The organism is Streptomyces sp. NPDC001668 (assembly GCF_042893155.1).
In the GTDB taxonomy this organism is placed as follows: domain Bacteria; phylum Actinomycetota; class Actinomycetes; order Streptomycetales; family Streptomycetaceae; genus Streptomyces.
The window spans coordinates 110,815-134,435 of sequence record NZ_JBIAUQ010000023.1 but is presented as its reverse complement, the minus strand read 5'-3'; the positions used below and the strand labels follow the sequence as shown (position 1 = coordinate 134,435).

Annotated in this window: 14 protein-coding genes; 3 read left to right on the top strand and 11 right to left on the bottom strand. The window is 73.0% G+C overall.

From position 1 onward, the window contains the following. Window positions 1-8: 8 nt before the first annotated feature. The 9 genes from ACFYZ8_RS42775 to ACFYZ8_RS42735 all read right to left on the bottom strand — a co-directional run bounded on the left by ACFYZ8_RS42775 (window position 9) and on the right by ACFYZ8_RS42735 (window position 15,916). Entirely contained in the window at window positions 9-1,622 is a 1,614-nt protein-coding gene (locus ACFYZ8_RS42775; RefSeq protein WP_359031301.1) for a succinic semialdehyde dehydrogenase, read from the bottom strand. Between the two features lie 137 nt (window positions 1,623-1,759). Further along, window positions 1,760-2,710, bottom strand: a complete 951-nt coding sequence (locus ACFYZ8_RS42770) for a serine/threonine-protein kinase (protein WP_388541955.1) — start codon at window positions 2,708-2,710, stop codon at window positions 1,760-1,762. 46 nt (window positions 2,711-2,756) lie between these two features. Beyond that, window positions 2,757-3,686, bottom strand: a complete 930-nt coding sequence (locus ACFYZ8_RS42765; RefSeq protein ID WP_388541952.1) for a DUF3710 domain-containing protein — start codon at window positions 3,684-3,686, stop codon at window positions 2,757-2,759. A gap of 35 nt (window positions 3,687-3,721) precedes the next feature. Further along, entirely contained in the window at window positions 3,722-5,404 is a 1,683-nt protein-coding gene (locus ACFYZ8_RS42760) for a LamG-like jellyroll fold domain-containing protein (protein ID WP_388541949.1), read from the bottom strand. Between the two features lie 96 nt (window positions 5,405-5,500). Then, entirely contained in the window at window positions 5,501-7,072 is a 1,572-nt protein-coding gene (locus ACFYZ8_RS42755; protein WP_388541946.1) for a serine/threonine-protein kinase, read from the bottom strand. Between the two features lie 75 nt (window positions 7,073-7,147). Then, on the bottom strand, window positions 7,148-8,803 hold the full coding sequence (locus tag ACFYZ8_RS42750; protein WP_388541943.1) for a serine/threonine-protein kinase: 1,656 nt from the start codon (window positions 8,801-8,803) through the stop codon (window positions 7,148-7,150). A 58-nt stretch (window positions 8,804-8,861) separates the two neighbouring features. Then, window positions 8,862-10,673, bottom strand: coding sequence for a serine/threonine-protein kinase (locus ACFYZ8_RS42745; protein ID WP_388541971.1), 1,812 nt, complete (start codon window positions 10,671-10,673; stop codon window positions 8,862-8,864). A gap of 152 nt (window positions 10,674-10,825) precedes the next feature. After that, the gene (locus ACFYZ8_RS42740) at window positions 10,826-13,591 is read right to left on the bottom strand and encodes a protein kinase (protein ID WP_388541940.1); all 2,766 of its coding nucleotides are present in this window, start codon (window positions 13,589-13,591) and stop codon (window positions 10,826-10,828) included. A gap of 174 nt (window positions 13,592-13,765) precedes the next feature. Then, a complete protein-coding gene (locus ACFYZ8_RS42735; RefSeq protein ID WP_388541937.1) occupies window positions 13,766-15,916 on the bottom strand; it encodes a serine/threonine-protein kinase in 2,151 nt (716 codons plus the stop codon). An 881-nt stretch (window positions 15,917-16,797) separates the two neighbouring features. On the opposite strand from ACFYZ8_RS42735, the gene ACFYZ8_RS42730 reads away from it, so the two are divergent. After that, a complete protein-coding gene (locus ACFYZ8_RS42730; protein WP_388541934.1) occupies window positions 16,798-17,838 on the top strand; it encodes a serine hydrolase domain-containing protein in 1,041 nt (346 codons plus the stop codon). Window positions 17,839-17,915: 77 nt separating this feature from the next. Here the strand turns inward: ACFYZ8_RS42730 and ACFYZ8_RS42725 are convergent, their stop codons facing one another. Continuing rightward, window positions 17,916-19,622, bottom strand: coding sequence for a glycerol-3-phosphate dehydrogenase/oxidase (locus ACFYZ8_RS42725; protein ID WP_359031311.1), 1,707 nt, complete (start codon window positions 19,620-19,622; stop codon window positions 17,916-17,918). A 312-nt stretch (window positions 19,623-19,934) separates the two neighbouring features. Between ACFYZ8_RS42725 and ACFYZ8_RS42720 the strand changes: the two genes are divergently transcribed. Together ACFYZ8_RS42720 and ACFYZ8_RS42715 are read left to right on the top strand one after the other, a co-directional pair. After that, complete coding sequence (locus tag ACFYZ8_RS42720; protein ID WP_359031312.1) at window positions 19,935-21,140, top strand: nucleotide sugar dehydrogenase; 1,206 nt, start codon at window positions 19,935-19,937, stop codon at window positions 21,138-21,140. A 123-nt stretch (window positions 21,141-21,263) separates the two neighbouring features. After that, on the top strand, window positions 21,264-21,848 hold the full coding sequence (locus ACFYZ8_RS42715) for a hypothetical protein (protein WP_388541931.1): 585 nt from the start codon (window positions 21,264-21,266) through the stop codon (window positions 21,846-21,848). 587 nt (window positions 21,849-22,435) lie between these two features. Here the strand turns inward: ACFYZ8_RS42715 and ACFYZ8_RS42710 are convergent. Further along, complete coding sequence (locus tag ACFYZ8_RS42710) at window positions 22,436-23,560, bottom strand: GuaB3 family IMP dehydrogenase-related protein (RefSeq protein WP_037719059.1); 1,125 nt, start codon at window positions 23,558-23,560, stop codon at window positions 22,436-22,438. Window positions 23,561-23,621 lie beyond the last annotated feature (61 nt).

Below are 23,621 nucleotides of genomic sequence, written 5' to 3'. Positions count from 1 at the left end.
GGGTGCTGCTACTTGAGGCGGAACGCCTTCATCACCTTCAGGCTCCGGCTCATGAACTGCGCGTACTTCTCGTCGTCCATCCCCAGCGAGGGGGCCATCGGCAGCAGTCGCTGCTGGGCGACGGTCTGGGCCTCGGTGTACTTGAGGATGCCCTCGGAGCCGTGGCGGCGGCCGAGGCCGGAGTCCTTCATGCCGCCCATCGGGGACTGGACGCTGCCGTAGGCGGCGGCGTAGCCCTCGTTGACGTTGACCGTGCCGGCCCGCACCCGGGAGGCGATCTCGCGGCCGCGCTTGCCGTCCTTCGTCCACACCGACGAATTGAGGCCGTACGGCGTGGAGTTGGCGAGCTCGACGGCCTCGTCCTCGGTCTTGAAGCGGTAGATGGAGACGACCGGGCCGAAGGTCTCCTCGGTGCACACGGCCATGGGCTCGGTGACGCCGTCGAGGATGGTCGGCTCGAAGAAGTACGGGCCGATGTCCGGGCGGGCCACGCCACCGGCGACGATCTTGGCGCCCTTGGACACGGCCTCCTCGACGTGCCGCGTGACGGTCTCCAGCTGCCGCTCCCCGACCAGGGAGCCCATGTCGGCGCCGTAGGCGAGGGAGGTGCCGAGCCGCATGGCCTTCGTGCGGGCGGCGAACCGCTCGACGAACGCGTCCGCGATCGACTCGTGGACGTACAGCCGCTCTATGGAGATGCAGAGTTGGCCTGCTGAGGAGAAGCAGGCGCGGACGGCACCGGCGGCGGCCTTCTCGATGTCGGCGTCCTGAAGGACCAGCATGGCGTTCTTGCCGCCGAGTTCGAGGGAGACGCCGACCAGCCGGGCGGCGGCGCCCTGGGCGACCTCGCGCCCGGTGCGGGTGGAGCCGGTGAAGGAGACGTAGTCGGCGTGCCGGACGACCTCGGGGCCGACGACGGGGCCCTCACCGAGGACGACCTGGAACACCTCGGCGGGCAGTCCGGCCTCGACCAGCAGGTCGCGCGCCCACAGGGCGGTCAGGCAGGTCTCGGTGTCCGGCTTCATCACGACGGCGTTGCCCGCGACGAAGGCGGGGAGCGCGTCGCCGACGGACAGTTCGAGGGGGTAGTTCCAGGGGGCGATCTGGCCGACGACTCCGCGCGCGTGACGCAGTTCGGTGACCTTGGTGAGGGTGGGGACGGCTCCGGTGTGCCGCTTGGGCCGCAGGTAGGAGGGCGCCTTGCGGCCGTAGTGCCGGGCCGCGACCGCTACCGCCTGGACCTCCTCGTGGGCGTGCAGACGGGCCTTGCCGGTCTCCAGCTGGATGAGGTCGAGGACTTCGGCCTGGCGCTCCAGGATCAGGTCGTGGAAGCGGAGCAGGACGGCCGCGCGCTGCCGCACGGGGGTCTTCTCCCACACCGTCTGCGCCTGGCGGGCCGCCGCGAAGGCCTTCTCCACGTCCTCGGGTGTGGACTCGGGCAGGTCGGCCAGCTTCTCGCCGGTGAACGGCGTGTGGTTGGCGGTGCGGCCGGACCCGGTCACCCCCTTGGTGAGCTGGGCGACCAGCTCCGGGGTGACCACGTCGGCCGCCGTACGGGCGCCCTCCGGGGCGGGGGCGAGGGGGTTCGTGCCGGTCTTGGCCGGGGCCTGCGCGTCCGTCATGAGCCGCAGGGTATTCGGGACCGGGGGCTTTGGGTACCCGTCGGTAACGGGCGTTCACGACGTACACACACCCTGCCAGTGATGACTGGCGGTGAATGTGCTGATCAGCGGGTTGGGGCGGGGATGATCAGCGCCGGTCAGCCGCGCTCCGGTTTTTTCTGGAGGAGGAGCCCGAAGGCGGCCAGGGCGGTCAGGCGCCGGGGTTCGGAGGGCTCGGGGGGCTCGGGGGCCGGGTCCGGAGCGCCGGTCGAGGACGGCGCGGGGGCGGGTGCCGGGGCTTCCGCGGCCGCGCGGTCGGGTGCCCGGTCCTCCACGGCCCACTCCGGCAGGCTCGCCCCCGCGGCCTCGGCCAGCGCCCGGGCGACGTCCGCCGCCCGGGGCCGCTCCTCCGGCTCGGTCACGAGGAGCTTCTCCAGCAGCGGCCCCAGCGGACCGGACCGGGCGTCCGCCACGGCCATCCGGAGCACCGCCCCCAGCGACCACAGATCGGAGGCCGGCCCCGCCCCGGGCCCCGACGCGCACTCCGGAGCGACGAACCCGGCGGAGGTCTCCCGGCCGTCCGCGTGCCCGGCGCCGCCGATCCCGAAGTCGGTGACGACGACACGCCCGGTCGCCGCTTCGAGGAGGATGTTGGCCGGCTTGAGGTCCCGGTGGACGATGCCGACCCCGTGGGCGGCGTGGAGGGCCCCGAGGACGGCGAGACCGATCCGGGCGGCCTCCGCGTCCGCCAGCGGCCCCCGCTCGGCCAGAGCCGCCTCCAAGGACTCGCCCTCCACCAACTCCATGACGATCCACGGCAGTTCGTCTTCGAGGAGTACGTCGTGGATGGCGACGGCCGACGGATGGTCGACCCACGCCGCGGCCCGCGCCTCGTGCGGCAGCCGGTGCGCGGCCCGCTGCCGTTCCTCGTCCTCCGGATCCCCGGTCAGCCGGGGCTCCTTGACGGCGACGTACCGCTCGTCCGGCTCGTGCTGCTCATCGCGGGCCCGCCACACCGTGCCGGCCGGCCCGGACCCGACCCGCTCGACGAGCCGGTACCGCCCACCGATCAGACGTCCGTCGGGCGGGTGTTCGCCGTCTTCACTCATGGCACATGAGTACCGTGCGCGTCCTGCCCTTGTCTAAGCGACGGGCTCAGACGCCCGACTCCGGTTGGCGCAGCCGGATCAGCGGGTCGGTGTCCGAGGCAGTGGAGGGCGGGCGGACCACCGTGCCCTGGAACATGGTGTACGGCCACTCCTCGGTGCTGTCGGGTTCCGCGCCGACTCCCGTCACGATGCCGCGCAGGATCCACCCCGGACCGTCGTGGCCGAGTACCCGAAGGGTCTGGCGGTCCTTTCCGGGAGGCCCCTGGATCCGCGCGACGGCCTGGAGTTCGTGCCCCGCCGGACCGACGCGCTCCTCCGCGGAACCGCCCCAGCCGCGCACCTTACGGGCCAGATCCTCACGAACGGTCGCCCAGCAGGTGTCTCCGAGCGCTCGGAACGCCTGGAGCTGGATCGCCGTCCGGCCGCGGATGACGGTGACCCCGACGAGGGAGCCGTCCCCTCGCGACGACATGAGCTCGATCTTCAGACCAGGCTCCGTCGGCACCAACAGGCCCCCGAGATCGACCATTTCACCGCTCTGCGGCCGACGCTCGTCGCTCACGTCCCACGGTCCGACGGCCTGGCAGCTCTCCTCCGCGGCCTCCAGGAGGGCGGCCACCGCTTCCTCGGACAGCGACTCCTCGGCGATCACGGAGGTCAGCAGCCCCAGCAGCCGGTCGAGCGTGATCAGGTCGCGGCGCGAGGTCTCGGGGGCCGCAGCCGCGTCCCCCAGCAGGGTCCTGACCATCAGCCCCGCTTCCTCCTCGTCCAGTCCCGGCACCGGACGGCCGAGGTCGGTCCGGCCGTCCTCCGCACGCAGTGCGAGGAGTGTCCGAAGGGCGACGAGCAGGACCCGGCCCGGGGTCAGCCGGTCCCAGACCTCGAACTCGGCACGCTCCACACTCGCCCGGGTGAGGAACCCGTCGCGTGCGTACCGCGTGACGAGGGCGTGTGCCGCGCTGCTCGCCTCACCCATGCCGCCCCCTCCTGAGCGTCTGTCGGAATCCGTGCTCAGGCGTCGGTGCCGCCCCCTCGCAGCGCCGCCAGCTGGGCGGTGGTGAGTACACCGGCGTAGGTGTGCACGTCGTCGACCTCGCCCGCGAGGTGGTCGGTGCCACCGCCCGCGGCGAGGGAGCGGCCGACCTGGAGGTCGCCGGTGGGCGCCCAGGTGTCGAGCCCCGTCACGCCCGCGGTGTCCGCGGCGTAGGTGTCACCCACGTACAGCCGCAGCTGGTCGGTGCTCTCGTCGTAGACCACGGCCAGGAACTGGTCGCCCGCCGGCGCGTTGGGATCGAGCGGCGCGCTGACCGTCGTGGTCGGCGCGTCCGCCCGGTCCTCGTGGGCCACCACGGCCTGCCAGGTTCCCGAGGCGGCGACATAGCGCAGGGTGAACAGGTCGGTGTGCTCGCCCGGCTGAGACAGCACCGTCATGTCCCGGGCGGGGACATCCTCGGGGAGGCGGACATGCGCGGCCACCGAGAATCCCGCGTCGGTCGGGGTGAGCGCGGTCGGCGTGGTGGCGTAGTCACCGTCGCCGTCGAGCAGCAGGTCGCCGTTGCCCACCATCGGGTACGTCACCGGTGCGCAGTCGGGGTTCCAGGGGCAGTCGTCCGTGGCCGCGTAGATCGACGCGTCCCCGCCCAGGGTCAGCGGCGCCCCGCCCGCGTACGCCGGGCTCTTCCCGTCGGTCGCCGACTCCAGGTCCCAGTAGCCGAGGCGCTGGGCGTCGCGGGTCGCCGCCGCGGTGATCTCCCCGGGCACGAACACGCGGTCCCAGACGTTCACATCGGTGAGCAGTCCGTGCCAGTGGCCGCCCTCGCCGTCCGCGCCCAGCCGCAGCGCGCCGGTGCCGCCCGGAGCGACGGCGCCCACGACCGTCCCCACGGACGCCCCGTCGACATAGAGGCTCGCCGTCTTCTGCTCGGCGTCGTACACGCCGGTGAGGTGCGCCCACTCGCCCTCCTCCGGGGCGCCACCGGTCACGCGGATCGTGTCGCCGCCGTCCGGATTGGGCAGTTCGAAGAAGTAGGCCGAGCCACCCGCGCCCAGCGAGAAGCCGCTGTGGCTGACGGCGGTCGTGGAGCCGTCGAGGCGGTCGGGACGGACCCAGGCGTCGACCGAGAAGGTCCGTGAGAGGTCCGCCGAAGTGCCGAGGCTCGCGTACGCCTCGTCCGTGCCGTCGAAGGAGGCGGCCGAGGCGACCGTGGTGCCGGAGGGGCCGGGGGCGCCGAGGGTGACGCCGGGGCCGGTGACCGCGCCGGACGGGCTGTCGGGATCCCAGTGGGTGACGGCCGCGCGGCCGTCCTGGACCTTGGCGTAGTGGGTGACCCTGGCACTGATGTGTCCCGCGGAGTCGACCGCCTGGACCTGAAGGTAGGTCACCCCCTCCTTCTGCGGCATCCAGCGCAGCGACACGGGGGCGCCGGGCTCGGGAGGCGTGAGCGTCCGGGTCGGGCCGCCGAGCCACGCGTACCGGTACGCCACCACGTCGTCGGACGGCGAGTCGATCACGAACGTGCCGTAATTGCCCACACCGTCATGCCAGTTGCCGTCGTCCGGGTACTCCGTCGACGTGACGACGGGGGCCTCGGGCGCCGCGTCGGCCTCCGCCGCGGCCACGCCCCCGGTCCCGCCGACGGCGAGCAACGCGGCGGTCCCCACCGTCGCCGCCCGCTTCCACATGTGCTGTCCCACGATCCCTCCCCCAAGATCGGACCCCCATGGGCCCCACAGGAGGATGACCTTAACTGCCGCCACTGACAACGCCATTGCGACGGAGCCGCACCGCCCTCAGAGCCGGTCCACCCCCAGATTCGCGATCGCCGTCCGTGCCACCTCCCGCCCCCGCCCCGTGAAGTCCCCCTTGCCCGGATAGCTGACGGTGAGCTTGTACATGTCGCCGGTGGAGGTGCGGTAGTAGAAGATCTGGACCTCGCGCGGGCGCGGGTGCTGGCTGTCCGTGGTGGTGTACGTGACGGTGTTCTGGGCGGCCTTGGCGCCCTGGTACGTCGTGTCCTCGGGCCGGGTCGTCGCGGTGTCCGGCATGTCGAGGTCGTAGTCGCCGCTCTCCTTGAACCGGCTGTCGTCGTCGTACATCTCGGCCGCCGCGGACCCGGCGATGTCCTTCGCGGTGTCCTCCGCCCTGCGCTCCAGGCTCAGGCCGATCCAGATGCTGCCGCTGTAGTCGGTGTACGTGATCCAGTGGGCCTTGTCCGTCTTCCGGTCGGGCGTGGCGGGCTGGTAGTCCGCCGGCACCGCCAGGGTCGCAGCGACGTCCTTGGTGTGCTTCTTCGTCCAGCCGTCCGGCAGCGGTCCCGCGAACGGGTCCGCGATCACCAGGTAGGCCGCCACCGCGGCCGCGACGGCCGCCGCGCCGAGCCCGAGCCACGCCCTGCGGCCCAGCCGGAGACCGCCGGCCGCCGGCACCTCCACGGTCCGCACGATCTGCGTGGGCTCGGGGGCGGGCGGGTTCGCGGTGGCCTCCAGGAGCGCCCGGACCTGCGCGGCGTTCGGGCGGCGCGCCGGGTCCTTCTGGAGCAGGCCGTTGATGGCGTCGGCGAGCGGTCCGTGCGCGGCGGCGGGCGGCGCGGGCATGGCGTTGAGGACCGACTGGAGGGTCGCGGGGGTGTTGCTGCGGCGGAACGGCGAGACCCCCTCCGTCGCCGCGTACAGGACCACGCCGAGCGACCACAGGTCGGAGGCCGGTCCGGGGCGCTGGCCCAGCACCCGCTCCGGGGCGATGAACTCGGGCGAGCCGACGAAGCCACCGGTGTCGGTCAGGTTGGTCTCACCCTCGATCTGGGCTATGCCGAAGTCGGTGAGGACGACCCGGTCATGACGGCCGAGGAGGACGTTGTCCGGTTTCACATCCCTGTGCAGGATGCCCGCCGCGTGCGCGGCCTCCAGCGCGCCGAGCACATCGAGGCCGATTCTCGCCGCTTCCCGTGCCCCGAGCGTGCCCTCCTGCAACGCGTCGCCCAGCGAACGGCCCCGCACCAGCTCCATCACGATCCACGGCCGGCCGTCCACGACCGCCACGTCGTGCACGTTCACGACGGACGGGTGGTCGAGCCGGGCCGCGGCCCGCGCCTCCCGCCGCATCCGCTCGAAGGCGTTACCCCGTTCACGTTCGGGAAGATGGTCCGGGACGCGGGGTTCCTTGACGGCCACCTCGCGGTCCACCGTCTCGTCCTTGGCCCGCCACACCGTGCCCATGCCACCGTGCCCGAGCTTGGCGAGCAGCCGGTACCGGCCCGCGATCAGCCGGCCGACGCCCGACTCCGGCTGAGGCGGCCTGGGAGGTTGCAGAACATAACTCGTCGTCTCGTCGGACTCGTGGCCGACTCCCCCGCTGGCGCTCATGGGTTCATCCATATCGCGCCAGGCACACAGGCATCCAGAGGTGACGCATTCCGGTCACACACCCGTGACGTATCCCTACGGCAGCGTGAACGTGTCGACGGCCACGTCGAAGTGCTCCCTGGCCTCCCGCACCTTCCCGACCGGCGCCGACACCCACACGTCGTACAGCCGCCCGTTCTCCTCCCAGCACAGGTCGTAGGTGTGCCGGGCGCCCTCGGCCGCGCTGAAGCCGTCCCAGGTGAACTCCCAGAGAGCGGCGGGGTGTCCGCGGTGCGTGGTCGAGGTGACCCGGCCCGCGCGGTAACCGGGGTTGCTCTCCGGGCCCTTGGCGGCCGCGCGCCGCATCACGCCCAGCGGGCCGCCGGGCTGGGGGTCGGTGACCTTGACGCCGAGGCGGAAGGTCTCCCCGGGTGAGAGGTAGAAGACCCGCTCCCCCTGCGGCTGACGGGTGAACCCGTCGGGCACGGCGAGCGCGAACCCGGCGGGGTCCTCGGCGACGCGGTAACCGGAGGGTGCCGAGGGGAGGGTCGCGACGGGGGTGGCGGGCGTGGTCGCGGTGGGCGTGGTGGAGGTGGGCGTGGGCTCCGCCGTTCGCGTGGTGCCGCTCGCGGGTGTCCCGGGCGCCGAACTCCCGGTGGCCGTACGGCCGTCGCTCCCGCCCCGGTCCATCAGCAGCACCGCCGCCGACACCCCGGCTCCCGCCAGCACGGCGACCAGCAGCGCCGCCGCGAGCACGCCCCGCCTCGACCGCGCCGGTGCCGCGGACCCGCCGCTCCCCGACGGCTCCGGCGCCGGGGACCGCCGTAGCGGAAGAACCCGCAGCGCCGCGGCACGCCGTAGCGGAAGGTCCCGCTCGGTCGGCGTGTACGCGCGCTCGGGCGCCCGGCGCGGCGGCGTGCGGCCCGTCTCCGCGAAGGCCCGCAGCATCCGCTCCGCCTCCACCGCGTCCAGCCGGCGCTCGGGATCCCGCTCCAGCAGGCCCCGCACGACCGGGAGGAGCGGCGCGGCCTGTGCGGGCGGCCGGATCTCGTCGATGACGACGGCGTGCAGGATGCCGCCCAACGAGTCGCGCCGGAACGGCGATTCGCCGCTGAGGGCCGTGCACAGCAGCGCGCCCAGGGACCACAGGTCGGCCTCCGGGCCGGTCCTGACGCCGGACATCCGCTCGGGCGCGGTGTACTCGGGCGAGCCGACGAAGGAGCCGGTCTCGGTGAGCGTGGTGGCGCCCGCGACCTGGGCGATGCCGAAGTCGGTGAGGACGACCCGCCCGGTGCCGGACTCGACGAGGACGTTGGCGGGCTTGATGTCCCGGTGCAGCACCCCGGCCGCGTGCGCGGCGCGAAGCGCGCTCAGCAGGTCGGCGCCGATCCGGGCGGCCTCGGCGGCGTCGACCGGGCCGTCGGCGGAGATCCGGTCGGCCAGGGAGCCGCCGTCGATCAACTCCATGACGATGTACGGGCGTTCGTCCTGCTCGACGACGTCATGGACCACCATGATGTGCGGGTGGCGCAGCCGGGCGACCGCTCCGGCCTCGCGCAGGGTGCGCTCGCGCTGCAACCGGGCGTCCTCGGCGGAGAGTGTCTCGTCGAGGGGGATCTCCTTGACGGCGACCTGCCGGCCGAGCAGTTGGTCGGTCGCTCGCCACACCACGCCCATGCCGCCGCGCCCGATCCTCGCCTCCAGGCGATAACGGCCCGCGATCACACGGAAGGTGTCCCCCTCGGTCCCCATGCGCCCCATCATGCCGCAGCGGACGAACGCGCTCCGGGGCGGTGACCGGCCAACTCCGTCAGCTGTTCGGCTCGCGCCAGCCCTGGAGCACGGCCGTGAACTGCTCGCTGGTGGCCGACCAGTTGGTGGCGGGCGCCGACATGTAGATCGCGTACTCGACGCCGTCCCGGGACATGTACATCTCCTCCACGGCCCGGCGCGGCCCCGGGAAGGGGTTGTCCTTCGGCTGCGCGGTCCAGGTGTACTCCCAGCGGGCGCCCGGCCGGTCCCGGTAGGTGTTCTCGACCATGCTCACGCGGTGGTAGTCCTTGAACCCGTCGATCTGCTTCTCCAGGTTCTGCTGGTGGAGGAGCGGGTCGTCGAAGTCCGGCGCGGTGTCGACGGCGATCCGCAGGAAGTGCCTGCCCTCGTCCGGGGAGTAGTCGATCTGGGTGAGGCCGTTGGCCGGGGTGCCGAAGACCGTGCGCTTCCAGCCCTTGGGCAGGGAGACGCTGAAGCCCACGGGATCGGGGTACCGGATCCAGCCGTCCCGGACCCCGCCCGTGTCCGCACCCGGCGTGGTGCTGGGCGCGGCGCTCGGCGAGGCGGAGGTGCCGGCCGTTGCGCCTGTGCCCCGTGCCTCGTCCCACTTCTGCAGCGCGACCACGGTCCCGGCGCTGACGACCGCGGCGAGCGCGACCACGAGCGCGACGGAGCGCAGCCGACGACGCCTCGGCGGGGCGGCCGGGGCCATGGGGCCGGTGCCGTGGTGGTGCGGAGGGCCGACGGTCGTGGGGCCGACGGTCGTGGGGGCGGTGGCCGTGGGAGCGGTGGCCTGGTGGTACGGAGTGCCCGAGTGGTACGTCGGGCCCGAGCCCGAGGAGTACGACGGTCCTGTGGCGGAGGGATACGAGTTTCCGCTGACGGGTGTGGCCGTGCCCTGTGTGCCCGTGACCGGTGTGCCGAGCCCACTGTGGGAGCCGCTGTGGGCCCCGCTGTGTACGCCGTTGTACGCCCCCGGCTCATGGCGGGAACCCCCGTGTTGCGTCGGCACATACGCCTGTGCCGCGCTCGGCCGCCGCCCCTCCGCCGCCTCGGCGAGCATCTGCTCGGCCTCGGCCGCGCCGGGCCGCACGGCGGGGTCCTTGTGCAGCAGGGCGGCGATGACGGGCCCGAGCGGACCGGCGTGACGCGGCTCGGCGGGCTCCTCGTCGACCACGGCCTGCATGGTGGTCAGCGGGGTCGTCCGGCGAAAGGGTGACCGTCCCTCGACGGCCGTGTACAGCGTGGCACCGAGCGCCCACAGGTCGGCGGACGGGCCCGGGTCGGCGCCGCGGACCCGCTCGGGGGCGAGGTAGTCGACCGAGCCGACGACCTCTCCGGTGCGGGTGATGGTGGTGTCGCCCTCGATCTGCGCGATCCCGAAGTCGGTGAGCAGGACACGGCCGTCCCGGGCGAGGAGGACGTTTCCGGGTTTCACATCCCTGTGCAGGACCCCGGCGGAGTGCGCGGCACGCAGCGCCCGCAGCACCCACATCCCGATCCGGGCCGCCTCACGCGCCTCGATACGGCCGTCCTCCTTGACGGCGTCGGCCAGCGAGCGGCCCTCGACCAGCTCCATCACGATCCAGGGCCGGCCGTCGTGGTCGAGCACGTCGTGCACGGTGACGACGGCCGAGTGGTTGATCCGGGCGGCCGCGCGCGCCTCGGCCCGGGTGCGGGCCAGCAGCACGGCCTGGTCGCTCTCGGAAACGTAGAGCGCGGCGGTCAGCTCCTTGATCGCCACGGCCCGGTGCAGCACCTCGTCGTGGGCACGCCAGACCCGGCCCATGCCGCCCTTGCCTATCGGGTCGGCGAGCCGATAGCGCCCCGCGAGGAGCAGGCCCTGCATCTGATTCACGTTTCCCCGCAATGCTCTTGACGCAGTCAGACTAAGGACCGGCCCGCGCCGAGGGGAACCAGGGGGGCGTCAAGGAGACCTCACTGTGACGGTTGTCGCTTCCGCGAAGCACGAGTGAACCCACGGCGCCGGTACGGCGTCCGTCAGCCGGTCACCTGGTACGTGGCCGACGCCTGCTCGTACAGCCGGGTCACCTCGTCCCGCTCCGCCTCCGGTCCGCGCACCTGAAGTACGTGGTACTTCCCGCCGATCAGGATCGCGACATTGCGCACGTACAACTCGCGCCCGTCGTCGCCGGTCCAGGTGAACTGCCCCTCGGCCATGCTCCTGGTGCCCACCTGGATCGACTTCAGCCCGGTGGCGGTGGCCCAGCTGGAGTCGCGGTAGGGCTGGAGCTCGGGCTCCTTCTCCCGCTGGTAGACCATCGGATCGCCGCCGTTCGCGGCCGCGGTGTCCCGCCCGGGGACGACGATCAGCTCGAAGCCGCCGTGCGAGTAGACCACCTGGCCGCGGCCGTTCCTCGGGGTGCGGTCCCAGCCGTTGGCCACAGCGACCTTGAAGCCCTCGGCGTCCGTGCGCAGGGCGAAGCCGTCGGCGACCTCGGGCCCCGCGGTCTGCGTCTCGGCGGCACCGCTGGACCGGGACGGCCCGGGAGTGGTCGGCTCCGGGCTCGTCGGCTCGGGCCGGGGTGCACCGCCGGCCTCCGGGGACTGCGCCGGACCGGCCTGACTGGTGGAACCCGTCCTCTGGGCGGCGCCCTCGTCGTCGGGGTCCGTCTTCGGCATGAAGTACATGGCGTACGCGATCGCCGCGGCCATCACCAGCAGGATGAGCAGCAGCAGATTGCGGCCCAGGCGGCGCGGTGACGGAGCGGCCTCGTCCCGGGCCCGCTTGTGCCGGCCGTGCGTCGCGGGCAGCCCGGCGCGCCGCCTGCGCACCAACTCGCCCCGGCGCCGCACGATCGGCAGCCGGCTCGCGTCCACGGGCGGCGCGGCGACGACATGGACACCGGCCTCCGGCTCGGGCGCGGACCGCACCAGCGAGCGCAGCCAGCCGCGCAGTTCCTCGAAGTCCAGCCGCTCGGTCGGGTCCTGCCGCAGCAGCGACTCCACGACCGGCCGCAGCGGCCCGCACTCCTCCGCGAAGGCGGGCGGCTCGGCGCACACCAGCTGCACCAGCTCGGCCGTCGACTCCTCGGGATAGGGCGCGTGCCCCTGAACAGCCCGGAACAACAACGCCCCGAGGGCCCACAGGTCGGTCGCGGGCCCGATGGGTGCGGCGAGCTGCCAGTTCTCGTGCACCGGCCCGGCCTGCTCCGGTGCCCACCGCTCGGTGACGGGTCCCACCACGGCCATCCGGGCCTGCCTCGCCCGCTCGGCGGCGAGCGCGGTCGCCGGGCCACGGCGGGCGGGGGCGTCGGCCGGGGGAAGGTCCTCCCAACGGGTGGGCGCGGGCGCCTGCTCGACGGCGGGCACCGCGTCGTGCGCGGTCACCTCACCCACGGGTCCCGTGTCCCCACCACGCGGCACGGCACCGTGCCAGGGCGCGGGCCGCCGCACGCCATAGGGGTCGGCGATCCGCCCCGGGGCGACGGCCCCGGGCACCTGCTCGACACCGGTCACGCCCGGATGCGACGACTGCGCAAGGCCGTTGACCGGGGAATACGGCGACTGCGGACCGCCGCTGCCCGACGGATACGGCGACTGCGTCACCCCGTTGGCCTGTACGGCGGGGTCGGCGTCCCGGGTTCGTGCGGCGGGGCCGGCTTCGGGGGCCGGGCGGGCTCCGGGCAGGGCGGCCCTGCCGCTCTGTGCCTCCTGGACGCGGGCCGCGGCCCGTGCGCCCGCGCGGTACGCGGCGATCGCCCCGGCCCGCGCGGCGCGGATGTCCGTACCGCCGTCGGGATCCCTGCGGGCGACCTCCGCCGACGCCCCGGATCCGTTCGTCGCCTCGACCCCGGCGCCGGGCAGCCCGCGGGACTCCCGCGCCTCGATCGCGGCCCGCCGGGCGGCCTCGGGGTCACCGCCACCGAAGGTGAGCGCACCCCCCGCTCCCGGCCCCGCGCCGTGGGCGCCCAGCCCGAAGGCCGCGTCGGCGTCACCGTTTCCGAGAGGCGTACGAGCACCGCCCGCCCCGCCATGCGTCCCGGCAGGGCTCGTCGTCTGCCCGGGCACCCGGTGTCCATCAGGCCCGCCAGGTCCCCCGGGCCCCCCTCGCCCGTCGCCTTCCCCAAGTCCGCCGTCCGGACCGGACCCGAACTCCCCGCCCCCGGCGCCCCATTCCCCCGCCTCGGCCGGCACCGGGTCGTAGCCGCACAGTGCCTCCTCGGCCGCGCCGACCGCGAGGCCGGTGAGCATGACCCGGCCGTCGTCGCAGACCAGTACCGTGCGGGCGGTGATGTTGCGGTGCACCCAGCCGTGCGCGTGCAGCACCCGCAGCGCCATCAGCACGTCGGAGGCGACCTCGGCCGCCCGGTACGGCGTCAGCGGCTTCTCGGCGAGCAGCGCCGCCAGCGGCCGTGCGGCCACCAACTCGCTGACGACCCACAGCGAACCGCCCTCGGCGAACACGTCGAAGACCTGGTCGAGGCGCGGATGGTCGGGGATCCGGGCAGCGGCCTGCGCGGCCTCGACGGCCCGCCGCACGGCGGGTTCCGCGGGCCCGCGCGCACCGCCCCGCCCCGAGGTCCGCCGCGAACCCCGGGGGTCCCGGGCCGTGAAACCGTCGGGCAGCCCCTCCGCGTCGAGCACTTCCGCCTCGACGACCTCGGGCAACGGGACCTGCCTGACCAGGACTTCCTGTCCGCTGTAGGTGTCGAAGGCGCGGGTGTCGGTGAGTTCGTACTCGTCGGACGGAGGCAGCGGCAGGCGGTAGCGGTCGGCGAGCACCCGACCCGCATAGTCGTCCACGTTGCCTCCCCCGGCCGCCCGGTTGGTCAATTCCGTTCGCCTCGCGACCCGTTCCGCATCCGAACCTGGATGCAGACGGTCCACGAACACTCACGATACGTGCCGGAGGCAACCCGCAAAGAGGGGATGACAGATCTCACCGCCCAAACGCAGAACCGCTCACCGCACAGCGCGTCACGACTTCGGTTCGAAGGTACGAGCGAGCGTCTGCCATGTGTCCTTGCGCAGCCCAGTGCCCCAGTTCGCGGCTTTCGCGGTGTACATCAGCCCATATCCGAGATGGTCGTTGACGACGAATCCACGGTCGATCGTCCGGTACTTCGTACCGCTCTCCACATAGGTGAACTCCCAGTCGGCCGTGTTCCAGCCCCGGTAGCTCACCTGGTCTATTCGGATCCTGGTGTACTGCGGGCGGCGCATGCCCTGTTCCTGGCTCTCCCAGTCCGCCACCGGGTCACCCTTGGGCGCGCTGGTCCAGCCGACGAGCAGCTTCTGACCGTCGGGCCCGGTGAACCGGTCGCCCGCGGAACTGCTGGTCTGGAACTTCCACCCCTCCGGCAGCCCGATCGAGTAACCCTGACTCCCCTTGTGCGTCGACACCACCGCGGCGCCGCCGGCGGAGTCCCCGGAACCGGAGGACCCTTCCGAACTCCGGCCGCTCTCCTCGGCACTCGGCGTGTTCGCGGCCCCGGCACCGGTATCCGCCGAGGCGGACCCGCCGGTGGACCCGTCGGTCTTGGTGCCCCCGCTCTCGTCCTCCTTGGTGTCGGCACTGGAACTCGCGCTCGCCGACGCCTTGGTGCCGCCGCCCTTGGCCCCGTCGCTGCCGTCGTCCCCGCCGAGCGTGAGGGCCAGCACGGTACCGATGACCGCGAGCACCACGACCACCGCGATGATCACCAGCGTCCGCCGGGGCACCACGTCGGTGAGCGGCGCCCTGGGCACCGGCCTCGGCGCCAGGTCCGGCGGCGGCGTCATCACGGGCCATCCCGAACTCCGCCCGCCCGACACCGCGTCGGCCTGCTGTGTCTTCCCGTCCCGGACCCCGGCCGCCGCACTCGAAGCGGACGCCGAAGCCGACTTCGAGGCCGTGGCGGCACCCGATGCCGAGGCCGCCCCCGGAGCACTCTTCTCCCGAGAGGCAGAAGGCGCCGAGGAAGCCGGAGAGGCGGCGGAAGCAGCCGGGGAGACCGCGGCCGTCGAAGCGGCCCCGGAAGCCTGGGCGGGCACCTTCCCGCCCCCCGAGCCCGCAGCCGCGCCCTTGCCCGCGCCGCCCGAACCCTCCGTACCGCTCCCGGACTTGGTGCGGGACGCGGCCGCGGACGTCGCCGCCGCACCGGCGGCCTTCCGCACCGAACGAAACGCCCCACGCAGCCGCTCCCCGCCCGCGCGCTCCTCCGGCTGGGCCGGCAACGGCACCACCCGGGTCGCGTCCGCCGCCGGCTCCGGCTCCGGCTCGGCCGGCTTCGGCTCGGGCGCGTGGATCACCGAGGTGAGCATGGCCCGCGCACGGCTGTCGTCGAGCCGCTGGGCGGGGTCCTTGGTGAGCAGGCCGTAGATGACGTCCTTGAGCGGCCCCGCGTTCTTCGGCTCCTCCAGCGGTTCGGTCATCACCGCGGTGAGCGTCGCGATCGCCGACCCCTTGTCGTACGGCGGGGCGCCCTCGACCGCCGCGTACAGCAGCCCGCCGAGCGACCACATGTCGGCCGCGGGTCCCGGCTTGTGCCCACGGGCCCGCTCCGGGGAGATGTAGGAAGGGGCCCCGACCAGCATGCCGGTGGAGGTGATGGACGGGTCGCCCTCGACCTGGGCGATGCCGAAGTCGGTGAGCACGACCCGGCCGTCCTCGGAGATCAGCACGTTGGACGGCTTCACGTCCCGGTGCAGGATGCCCTCGCGGTGCGCGGACCTGAGCACGTCGAGGATCGCGAGACCCACCTCGGCCGCACGCTTGGGCTCCAGCAGCCCGTCCTCCCGGATGACCTCGGCGAGCGACTTGCCCTCGACGAGCTCCATCACGATCCACGGCCGGTCGTCCTCGTCGACCACGTCGTACACGGTCACCGCGCTGGTGTTGCGGATCCGCGCGATCGCCTTGGCCTCACGCAGCGTGCGCGTGATCAGCCGGCGCTTCTCGTCCTCGTCGATGCTGGACGGGAACCGGAGTTCCTTGACGGCCACCGTCCTGCCCAGGGTCTCGTCCTCGGCGCGCCACACCGTGCCCATGCCTCCGCGGCCGAGCACTCCTCCCAGCCGGTACCGCCCGGCGAGGAGACGCTTGTTCTCGTCCTGCCGGGATGCTCCCGCCCGCTCCGCGTCCGACATGCGTCCCCTCATGAACCCGCCCTGACAGAGCCTCCATTGTCCCTCACCCGACAAGTGCCCGACGCCCAGGGTGCCCCTGGCTCCGCCCGGCCCGCGGCACGGCCCGACGATGCCGGCACACGAGTCCCGCCGACCCGCCGCGCTCCTCAACACACAGTTCCCACCTGCTTACAGCTCCCGCACCGCCAAAGGCCCCCGCCACCCCCGGCCCCCTCCACACACAGCCCCCACGCCAAGGCCCCCGCACCGCCCTCGGCCCCTCAACACACGGCCCCCCCGCTCGCTCACACCTCCCGCACCGCCAAAGGTCCCGACCTCCCTCGGCCCCTCAACACACGGCCCCCCGCTCGCTCACACCTCCCGCACCGCCAAAGGTCCCGACCTCCCTCGGCCCCCTCAACACAGTCCCCACCCCAAGCCCGCGCCCGCCCTCGGCCCCCTCCACGCACGGCCCCCGCTCGCTCACGCCTCCCGCACCGCCAAAGGTCCCGACCTCCCTCGGCCCCCTCAACACAGTCCACACCCCAAGGCCCGCGCCCGCCCTCGGCCCCCTCCACGCACGGCCCCCGCTCGCTCACGCCTCCCGCACCCCGAGAGACCCCGGGCACCGCCCACGGCCACTTCCACACACAGCCCCCACCCACCGACAGTCCCGGACCCCCAAGGCCCCGCCAAGGCCCCCCGCACCCCAAGGCCCCCGCACCGCCCATGGCCCCTCCACGCACCGCCCCCGCCGCCCCCGCGCGCCCACCACACCCTCCCCGGCCTCCCCCTCCCCCCTCCCCCCTCCCCCACCACGCCCCCACCCTCACCCCCATGGACCGCCTGACCGTCCCGCCCCGCGACCCTGCATGATGGCCCCCGACAAGGGAGGATCCGCGATGCCGCCACTTCGGGCTCTACTGGCCGTCCCGGTGACCCTGGCGCTGCTCGCCCTGGCCCCGGCGGCGTCCTCCCCCTCGGCCGCGCCCGCGGACGCGGTGCTTCCGCTACTGGTCGCGCAGGGCGGGGCTCCGGCCGCCGCGCTCCTGGCCCGGGAACAGAGCGGGACCCGTTACGCCGAGGCCGGTCCGGGAGTCGCCCGCGCCGACCACTTCCGCGCCGGCAGCATCACCAAGACCTTCATCGCGACGGTCGTCCTCCAACTGGCCGCGGAACACCGCCTGAAGCTGTCCGACACGGTGGAGCAGCACCTGCCCGGCCTGGTGCGCGGAGCCGGCAACGACGGCCGCGCGCTGACCCTGCGCGCCCTGCTCACCCACACCAGCGGCCTGCACGACTTCACCACCGACACCCGGGGTCTGGTCCCCCTCACTCCTGTCCAAGCCGTCCGTATCGCGCTCACCCACCCTCCGGCCGACCGCGGCCGCTACTCCTACTCGAACACCAACTACGTCCTGCTGGGCATGGTGATCCAACAGGTCACCGGCGACTCCTACGCCACCGAGGCCGAGCGGCGGATCATCGCCCCGCTGCGCCTGACCGGCACCTCCTTTCCTGGTGCGCGCACCTCGCTCCCCTCCCCGCACGGCCGCGCCTACTCCGCCGACGGGTCCGACGTCACCGCGCTCGACCCGCGGGTGGCCGGGGCCGCGGGCGAGCTGGTGAGCACCCTCGCCGACCTGGACCGCTTCTACGCGGCACTGCTCGGCGGCCGGCTGCTGTCCCCGTACTGGCTGCACGAGATGACGGACACCCGCACCGCACACGGCCTGTACGGCATGGGGCTGTTCCCGGTGAAGCTGCCGTGCGGCACGACGGTGTGGGGGCACAACGGCCGCATCACCGGCAGCTACGTGCGCAGCGCAGCCACGGTCGGCGGCCGTCGCGTCCTCACCTTCCGCGTGAACACGACGTCGGTGGCAGACCCCGGCCTCGAACCGGCCCTGCTCGCCGCCGAGTTCTGCCCCCGCACCTCGTAGAACGACCGGTCCCCGAACGAAGATCCCAGCTCACGACACTCGTTCGAGTGATGTGGGTCGGCCTCGCTTCGGGCGGGCTACAGCGGCGCGATGTCCGGCGCCCCCAACCGCGCCGCGTCCGCGGTCAGATCGTCCGGCTGCAGCTGCGACTCCCGTTCCGCCTCGACCCGCTTCTCGTAGTGCTCGACCTCGCGCTCGATCTGGTCCTTGTCCCAGCCCAGCACCGGCGCCATCAGCTCGGCGGCCTCACGGGCGGAGCGCACACCCCGGTCGAAGGTCTCGATGGAGATCCGGGTGCGCCGGGTCAGCACGTCGTCCAGATGCCGCGCGCCCTCGTGCGAGGCGGCGTAGACGACCTCGGCGCGCAGGTAGTCGTCGGCGGCCTGCAGCGGTTCGCCCAGCGTGGCGTCGGAGGCGATGAGGTCGAGGACCTCCTCCGCGAGGCTGCCGTACCGATTCAGCAGATGCTCGACCCGGACGACATGAAGCCCGGTCCGCGCCGCGATCCGCGCCCGCGCGTTCCACAGCGCCCGGTAGCCCTCGGCGCCCAGCAGCGGCACGTCCTCCGTGACGCATTCGGCGACCCTGGTGTCGAGGCCGTGCACCGCCTCGTCGACGGCGTCCTTGGCCATCACCCGGTAGGTCGTGTACTTGCCGCCCGCCACGACGACAAGCCCCGGCACCGGGTGCGCCACGGTGTGCTCGCGGGAGAGCTTGCTGGTGGCGTCCGACTCGCCCGCGAGCAGGGGCCTGAGGCCCGCGTACACGCCCTGCACGTCGTCCCGGGTCAGCGGCACCGCGAGCACCGAGTTCACGTGCTCCAGCAGGTAGTCGATGTCCGCGCTGGAGGCGGCCGGGTGGGCCTTGTCGAGGTCCCAGTCGGTGTCGGTGGTGCCGATGATCCAGTGCCGGCCCCAGGGGATGACGAACAGCACGGACTTCTCGGTGCGCAGGATCAGTCCGGTCGAGGAGTGGATGCGGTCCTTGGGCACGACGAGGTGGATGCCCTTGGAGGCGCGGACGTGGAACTGTCCCCGCTCGCCGACCATCGCCTGGGTGTCGTCGGTCCACACCCCGGTCGCGTTGACCACCTGCTTGGCGCGGATCTCGTACTCCCCGCCCGCCTCGACGTCCTGCACCCGGGCCCCGACCACCCGCTCGCCCTCCCGCAGGAACCCGGTCACCCGCGCGCGGTTGGCGGTCTTGGCGCCGTAGGCGGTCGCCGTGCGCACGAGGGTGGCCACGAAGCGGGCGTCGTCCATCTGGGCGTCGTAGTACTGAAGCGCCCCGACCAGGGCGTCCTTCCTCAAGGCGGGTGCGACACGCAGGGCGTGACGGTGGCTCAGGTGCCGGTGCGCGGGCAGTCCCCGACCGTGCCCGCGGGCCATCGACATGGCGTCGTAGAGCGCGACGCCCGAGCCGGCGTACCAGCGCTCCCACCCCTTGTGCTGCAAGGGGTACAGGAAGGCAACGGGCTTCACCAGATGGGGGGCGAGCCGCTCCAGCAGGAGCCCGCGCTCCTTCAACGCCTCGCGTACGAGGGCGAAGTCGAGCATCTCCAGATAGCGCAGGCCGCCGTGGATCAGCTTGCTGGAGCGGCTGGAGGTGCCCGACGCCCAGTCACGCGCCTCGACCAGTCCCACGGACAGGCCCCGGGTGACCGCGTCGAGCGCGGTTCCCGCACCGACCACCCCGGCTCCCACCACCAGGATGTCCAGTTCGCGCTCGGCCATCGCCGCGAGTGACTCGGCGCGCTGCGCCGGCCCCAGTGTCGCTGTCCTCACCACTGCTGCCTCCAGCTGTAGATCGCACCGGTCACCGTCCAGGGCCGGATCTCCCTTGAGGAGTGGCCCGGTCCGTATCCCCCATGCCCAAATTCTGACCGGGTTGCCCGACTTCAGCCACCAGTCGCCCTCAGCCTGTGGATAACTTTCACCGCTGCGTAGGCCAAGGCTCACAACCCCACAGGAAGACACACGGAATCAATCCCGTATTTCGGTCATATTTACTCCTAGTCTGACATTGCGCTCGCTCGTCCAGTCCACAGGGCTTGCGCACCTGTCCCGCTTCGGTTACTGGGAAGGACGGCCCACGCCATGCCCGCAGACCTCGCCGTGATCGGACTCGGTCCCTACGGACTGCCCCTGGCCCAGGCCGCTGTCGCCGCCGGCATCTCCACCCTCGGCTACCGCACCGGCCCCGAGGCCGGCTCCCTCAGCCCCGCGGAACTGCGCCGGATGCTCTCGGGGGGCTTCCGGACGGCCGCGGGCCCCGCCGAACTCGGCCGTGTCCGTACGGCGGTCATCTGCGCCCCGACCCCGCCGGGCCCGGACGGCGGCCTGGACCTGAGCCAGGTGGAGGCGGCCGCCCGGACGCTGAGCACACACCTGCGCCCGCACACCACCGTCATCCTGGAGTCCCCCGTGCCCCCGGGCACCACGGAGGAGTTCCTGCGCCCGATCCTCGAAGAGGGGTCACGCCTGCGCGCGGGCCGCGACTTCCATCTCGCCTACTCGCCCACCCGCGTGGACCCCGGCAACCGGGACTTCACGCCCGCCACCACTCCCAAGGTGATCGGCGGCCTCACGCCCGCGTGCACGGAGTCGGCGGCCGCCTTCTACTCGCGTCTCACCGACAAGGTGGTACGCGCGCGTGGCCCGCGCGAGGCGGAGACGGTCCAGCTCCTGGAGACCAACTTCCGGCACGTCAACATCGCCCTCGTCAACGAGATGGCGGTCCTCTGCCACGACCTCGGCGTCGACCTCTGGGACGTCATCCGCTGCGCGGAGACCAAGCCGTTCGGCTTCCAGGCGTTCCGCCCCGGGCCGGGCGTCGGCGGCCACGCGATCCCCCGCGACCTCAGCCGAGCCGGCCGCTCCCTGCGCATGGTCGAACTCGCCCGGCAGGTCAACGACCAGATGCCGCGTTACGTCGTCCAGCGCGCCGCCGCCCTCCTCAACGAGCACGGCAAGTCCGCGCGCGGTGCCCGCATCCTCCTCCTCGGCGTCACCTACAAGCCCGACCTCGCCGACCAGCAGGGCACGCCCGCCCAGGAGGTCGCCGTACGTCTGATGGAACTCGGCGCCTCCGTCAGCTACCACGACCCCCACGTCCCGTCCTGGAGCGTCCTGGACCGCCCGGTCCCCCGCGCGGACTCCCTCTACGAGGCGGCGGCCGACGCGGACCTGACGATCCTGCTCCAGCAGCACCGGACGTACGACCTCCAGGGCCTGTCGGTGAAGGCACAGCTGCTGCTGGACACGCGGGGGGCCACACCAACGGGAGCGGCGCACCGCCTCTGACGTCAAAACGGCGGTGGCTCTGTCGGACCCACCTGTTAACCTCCCCTCACTCGTCGCACAGTCGTGCGCACGCTTCTCTGCTTCACCATTCCGCTTGTTCCATCCCGTGGGGGGATTTCTGTCATGAGCCAGTCAGCGCCAACGCCTGCCCAGCCGCCTGTCGAGCCGCAGTCCCAGCCGGTCGACGGCAACCCGTACGCGCAGCAGCCGGCCGACGGCGCTCCGTACGCCCCGCAGCCGGGCGCCGTACCCCCGCCTCCGGCGCCGGGGGCCCCGTACGGGGCCGCCCCCGCCCCCGCCCCGGTGCGCAACAACATCGGCCTCGGTCTGGTGGCCGCCTTCGTCGCCGCCGTGGCCGCCGCCGGTGTCTACGGCGCGATCATCGGCCTGACCAAGCACGAGATCGGCTGGGCGGCGGTCGGCGTCGGCTTCCTGGTCGGCCTCGCCGCAGGACGTCTCGGTGGCCGCAACCCCGTGCTGCCGGTCGCGAGCGCGATCCTGTCGCTGGGCTCCGTCTACATCGGCCAGCTGGTGGGCGTGGCCGTGATCGCCGCCAAGGAGACCCCGCTGAGCTTCAGCGAACTCTTCTTCCAGCACTTCGACGTCCTCCAGGAGGCCTGGAAGGCGGACGCCGACCCGCTGACATTCCTGTTCTTCGCGATCGCCGCGTACGTCGCCTTCACCGGCGCCAAGAAGGCGGCGCTCTGACGCTGCCGGTGCCCTGCGAAGGGGCGGCGCACCGGTGGTGAAGGGGGGCGCGTGAGCGCGACGGGCCCCGGAGCCGGTGGCATGCGGGGGGCGCCGCGGGTACCTTACGGTTACAGGTGGAGCCCACCGCAGCGGCTACTGCGGCAGGCTCCTGGATGGTTCACGGAGTGTCCGCCCCTAGGTCTTATGGGGGCGGCCGCTCACCATCCGAAAATCCGCAAGATCCACCTCCTCCGGCACTTCACCGTCCACAGACGGATCCGGTCCCAGCGGGTGGGCTTACGGTGGCGACCCATCGGCGCCCCCTTCCACAGCACCGCCCAGTGGCCTGGTAGACGGTCCGTCGGACGTCGGGCCAGGCCCCGAGGAGCGGGGTCTGGAACTGCATCCTTGGAAGGGGGCGCTCCAAAGACCGGGGCGCCGACACGGACGTTATCGCCCTCGGCCCGGCTGACCAGCCCGTTTCCACGCCGAACGCAACCACACGCCCCCGCACCACCCCACGCGCTGCCCGCCCTGCAAAGCCCCAGGGCACGCAAAAGGCCGGCCACCCACCCGGGTGACCGGCCCTGCAGTCGCCGTAAGACCTACCGCTTGTGCTGCGAGTCCGCGACCGTCACCTCGACGCGCTGGAACTCCTTCAGCTCGCTGTACCCGGTCGTGGCCATCGCCCGCCGCAGCGCTCCGAAGAAGTTCATCGAGCCGTCCGGGATGTGCGACGGGCCCGCCAGGACCTCCTCGATGGTGCCGACCGTGCCGAGGTCGACCTTCTTGCCGCGCGGCAGCTCCTCGTTGACGGCCTCCATGCCCCAGTGGTGGCCGCGACCCGGCGCGTCCGTGGCACGGGCCAGCGGGGAGCCCATCATCACGGCGTCCGCGCCGCAGGCGATCGCCTTGGGGAGGTCGCCGGACCAGCCGACACCGCCGTCGGCGATCACGTGCACGTACCGGCCGCCGGACTCGTCCATGTAGTCCCGTCGGGCAGCTGCCACATCCGCGACCGCCGTCGCCATCGGCACCTGGATGCCCAGCACGTTGCGCGTGGTGTGCGCCGCGCCGCCGCCGAAGCCGACCAGGACGCCCGCCGCGCCGGTGCGCATCAGGTGCAGGGCGGCCGTGTACGTGGCGCAGCCGCCGACGATCACCGGGACGTCGAGCTCGTAGATGAACTGCTTCAGGTTCAGCGGCTCGTGCGAACCGGAGACGTGCTCCGCCGAGACCGTCGTACCGCGGATGACGAAGATGTCCACGCCCGCGTCCACGACGGCCTTGGAGAACTGCGCGGTGCGCTGCGGGGAGAGCGCGGCCGCCGTGACCACGCCGGAGTCGCGCACCTCCTTGATGCGCTGCCCGATCAGCTCCTCCTTGATGGGGGCGGAGTAGATCTCCTGGAGGCGGCGGGTCGCGGCGTCCACGTCCAGCCCGGCGATCTCGTCGAGCAGCGGCTGCGGGTCCTCGTACCGCGTCCACAGGCCCTCGAGGTTCAGCACGCCCAGGCCGCCGAGCTCCCCGATGCGGATCGCGGTGGCCGGGGAGACGACCGAGTCCATGGGGGCGGCCAGGAACGGCAGCTCGAAGCGGTAGGCGTCGATCTGCCAGGCGATCGAGACCTCCTTCGGGTCGCGCGTACGACGGCTGGGGACGACGGCGATGTCGTCGAAGGCGTACGCCCGGCGGCCGCGCTTGCCGCGCCCGATCTCGATCTCAGTCACGTGTGTGGCCTTTCCCTGATGCGTTGCAGCGCCTTCCAGTATCCCCGACGGGTACGACAAG